Source organism: Pseudoroseomonas cervicalis ATCC 49957 (assembly GCF_000164635.1).
Classification (GTDB): Bacteria; Pseudomonadota; Alphaproteobacteria; order Acetobacterales; family Acetobacteraceae; genus Pseudoroseomonas; species Pseudoroseomonas cervicalis.
Genome location: NZ_GG770778.1, coordinates 85,129 through 88,119, shown reverse-complemented (window position 1 = coordinate 88,119; position 2,991 = coordinate 85,129). Strand labels below are relative to the sequence as shown.

General features: G+C 74.7%; 3 protein-coding genes. All 3 read left to right on the top strand.

All coding sequences use genetic code 11. The features are described from left to right. Positions 1 to 371 (top strand): hypothetical protein (locus HMPREF0731_RS25150; RefSeq protein ID WP_007003521.1); only part of this gene is annotated, 371 nt, incomplete at its 5' end. Positions 372 to 502: 131 nt separating this feature from the next. Then, positions 503 to 1,648 carry an LPS export ABC transporter permease LptF gene (gene lptF / locus HMPREF0731_RS07765; protein ID WP_007003520.1) on the top strand — a complete coding sequence of 382 codons (1,146 nt, stop codon included), beginning with the start codon at positions 503 to 505 and terminating at the stop codon, positions 1,646 to 1,648. 3 nt (positions 1,649 to 1,651) lie between these two features. After that, the gene (lptG, locus tag HMPREF0731_RS07760) at positions 1,652 to 2,761 is read left to right on the top strand and encodes an LPS export ABC transporter permease LptG (protein WP_007003519.1); all 1,110 of its coding nucleotides are present in this window, start codon (positions 1,652 to 1,654) and stop codon (positions 2,759 to 2,761) included. The last annotated feature ends 230 nt before the right edge of the window (positions 2,762 to 2,991 follow it).

Genomic DNA, 2,991 nt, shown 5'->3' with positions numbered 1-2,991 from the left:
GCACCTTCTATCGCGGCGGGCAGGATGCGGCGCTGCTGCAGGCCCCGGCGCTCGCCGCCGCGCCCGCCCTGCCGCTTTGCGCCGGGGACCCGGTGCCGGGGCAGCCGGTGCGGCTGGTCACCGCGCTGCGCGACATGCCGGCCGAGATCGCCGGGCTGATGCGCGAGGCCGATCCGCGCCATGGCGGCTATGCCGAGCTGGCGCTGCGCATGGAACCGGGCGAATCCGGCGGCGCCGTGCTGGCCTCGGGCCCGGCGGGGGAATGCCTGCTCGGCCTGGTCAGCCACCGGGAGGACGCGGCCTCCGGCCTGTCGCGCACCCGCATCGTGCCGGCCGGCACGCTGCGCGGCTTCCTCGGCCGGCGGCCCTGAGGGCACGCCCACCGGAAAGAAACTTGGCGGGGGGGCGGGGGCGGCCTACATGCAGCGCGGCCTGCCCCGCCGCCCGGCGCCTCCCCCGCGAGCCGCCTCCCCGCGGCCTGCCAGAGGTGACCCCTGACCGCATGACCCGTCTCGATCGCTACCTGTTCCGTCAGCTCGGCATCGGGCTGCTGGCCGTGACCATCGGCCTCGCCGCCCTGGTCTGGCTGACGCAGAGCCTGCGCTTCATCGAGCTGGTGCTGGACCGGGGCCTCTCGCTCGCCGTCTTCGTCGAGCTGACCGGGCTGCTGCTGCCGAGCTTCTTCGCCGTGATCCTGCCGATCACCACCTTCGTGGTGACGCTGTTCAGCTATGTCCGGCTGAACGGCGACCGCGAGCTGGTGGTGATGCGCGCCGCCGGCCTGTCGGACTGGCAGCTCTCCCGGCCCGCGCTGCTGATCGCGACGCTGGCCACCGGCTTCTGCCTGTTCCTGCAGCTCTGGCTGGTGCCGGTCAGCCACGCCGCCTTCCGCAGCTGGCAGTTCGAGATCCGCAACGAGATGGCGGCGATCCTGCTGCAGGAGGGGGTGTTCTCCTCGCTCGGCGACGATTTGACGGTCTATGCCCGCCGGCGCGAGGCGGATGGCACGCTGCGCGGCATCCTGGTGCACGACATGCGCGAGCCGGGCACGCCGGTGACCATCATGGCGCAGGAGGGGCGGCTGGTCTCCACCCCCGCGGGACCCCGCGTCATCCTGCTGAACGGCCAGCGCGAGCAGCTGGAGCCGGCGACGGCGACCCACCCGGCGCGGCTCTCGGTGCTGTCCTTCGCCGAGAACAGCGTCGACCTCGCCTCCTCCTCGCGCAGCCCGGTCGATGTGGCGCGCAACCGCGATTCGCGCGAGCGCTTCGTGCCCGAGCTGCTCAACCCCGACCCGGCGGAGAACCTGCCGGAGCGCGACATCCGCAAGTTCCGCGCCGAGGGGCACCAGCGCCTGGCCTCGCCCTTCACCGCGCTGTCGATGGCGATGGTCGGGCTGGCGGTGGCGCTGGCCAGCGGCTTCCGCCGGCATGGCGACTGGCGGCCGGCGGCGATCGGCGTCGCGCTGGTGGTGGCGCTGCTGGCGCTGGGCCTGGCCATCGGCAATCTGGCGGCGCGCGACAACCGCTACATCCCGCTGATCTGGCTGCACACGCTGGGGCCGGTGCTGGGCGCCGCCTGGGTGCTCTCCGGCCGGCCGGGCTGGCCGAAAATCCGCCCCGCCGCCCCCTCGGCCGGGGAGGGCTGAGCCATGGCCTTCTCCTTCACCCTCTCCGCCTATATCGCGCGGCGCTTCGCCGGCATGGCGCTGGCCATGGTGGCGGCGCTGGCCGCGCTGGTGGCGCTGTTCGACTTCATCGAGCTGCTGCGCCGCGCCGCGACGCGCGCCGATGCCGGCTTCGCCCTGGTGGCCAGCATCGCGGCGCTGCGGCTGCCCTATGTGGTGCTGCAGATCCTGCCCTTCGCCGTGCTGCTGGGCGGCATCGTCGCCTTCTGGCGGCTCTCCCGCGCTTCCGAGCTGGTGGTGGCGCGCGCCGCCGGCGTCTCCGCCTGGAGCTTCCTGCTCGGCCCCGTGCTGGTGGCGCTGGCCATGGGCACGCTGGCCATCACCGTGGTCTCGCCGCTCTCGGCGGCGATGATGGCGCGGGCCGAGCGGCTGGACGCCACCTATCTGCGCAACGCCACCGGCCTGTCCTCGCTGGCCGGCGGCAAGCTCTGGCTGCGCCAGGCGGATGAGTCGGTGGAGCCGGGCGGCGTCGCCATCCTGGCCGGGGTGCCGGAGGTGGGGCGCGACGGCTTCCTGCTGCGCGGCGCCTCGCTCTGGCGCTTCTCGGCCACCGACCGGCCGATCGGCCGGGCCGAGGCGCCGCTGGCGCGCCTCGAGCCCGGCGCCTGGGTGCTGCAGGAGGCGGTGAGCTTCGGCCGCGACCGCCAGCCGCTGCCCGCCGCCACGCTGCGCCTGCCCACCAGCCTGACGCCCGACCGCATCGAGGAGACCTTCGCCAGCCCCGACACCCTCTCCTTCTGGGCGCTGCCGGGCTTCATCGCGGTGCTGGAGAGCGCCGGCTTCTCGGCGGTGCGGCACCGGCTGACCTTCCATTCCCTGCTCTCCCTGCCGCTGCTGGCCGCCGCCATGGCGCTGCTGGCGGCCGGCTTCTCGATGCGGCACGCGCGGCGCGGCGGCGTGGGGCGCATGCTCGGCCTCGGCATCGCCGCCGGCTTCGCGCTGTTCCTGCTCGACAAGGTGGCCGAGGAATTCGGCCAGGCCGGCACCCTGCCGGTGGCGCTGGCGGCCTGGGCGCCCTCGGTCGCGGGGCTGCTCTTCGCGCTGACCCTGCTGCTCTACACCGAGGATGGCTGAGCCCGGCGGGCCAGCTCACAGGGCAGGTTCGGCCGCCCGGGGATGTGCCTCCCCGGGCGGCTTTTTTCCGGCTGGAGCACGGGTGAACGCCGCCCCTCGCCAAGCCTCTCGCCGCGCCGCGGGGAAGCCGCTATGGAAGCGGCATGGATCGAGCCATGCGCGAAGCCGGGAAGCGCCCGGCGCGGCGGCGCCGGGGCAGCGCCCCGGGGCAGATTGCGGGCCGGGGCGGG

Coding starts and splice junctions, on each gene's coding strand:
- lptF (WP_007003520.1), top strand. CDS start 503: ATGACCCGTCTCGATCGCTACCTGTTCCGTCAGCTCGGCATCGGGCTG.
- lptG (WP_007003519.1), top strand. CDS start 1,652: ATGGCCTTCTCCTTCACCCTCTCCGCCTATATCGCGCGGCGCTTCGCC.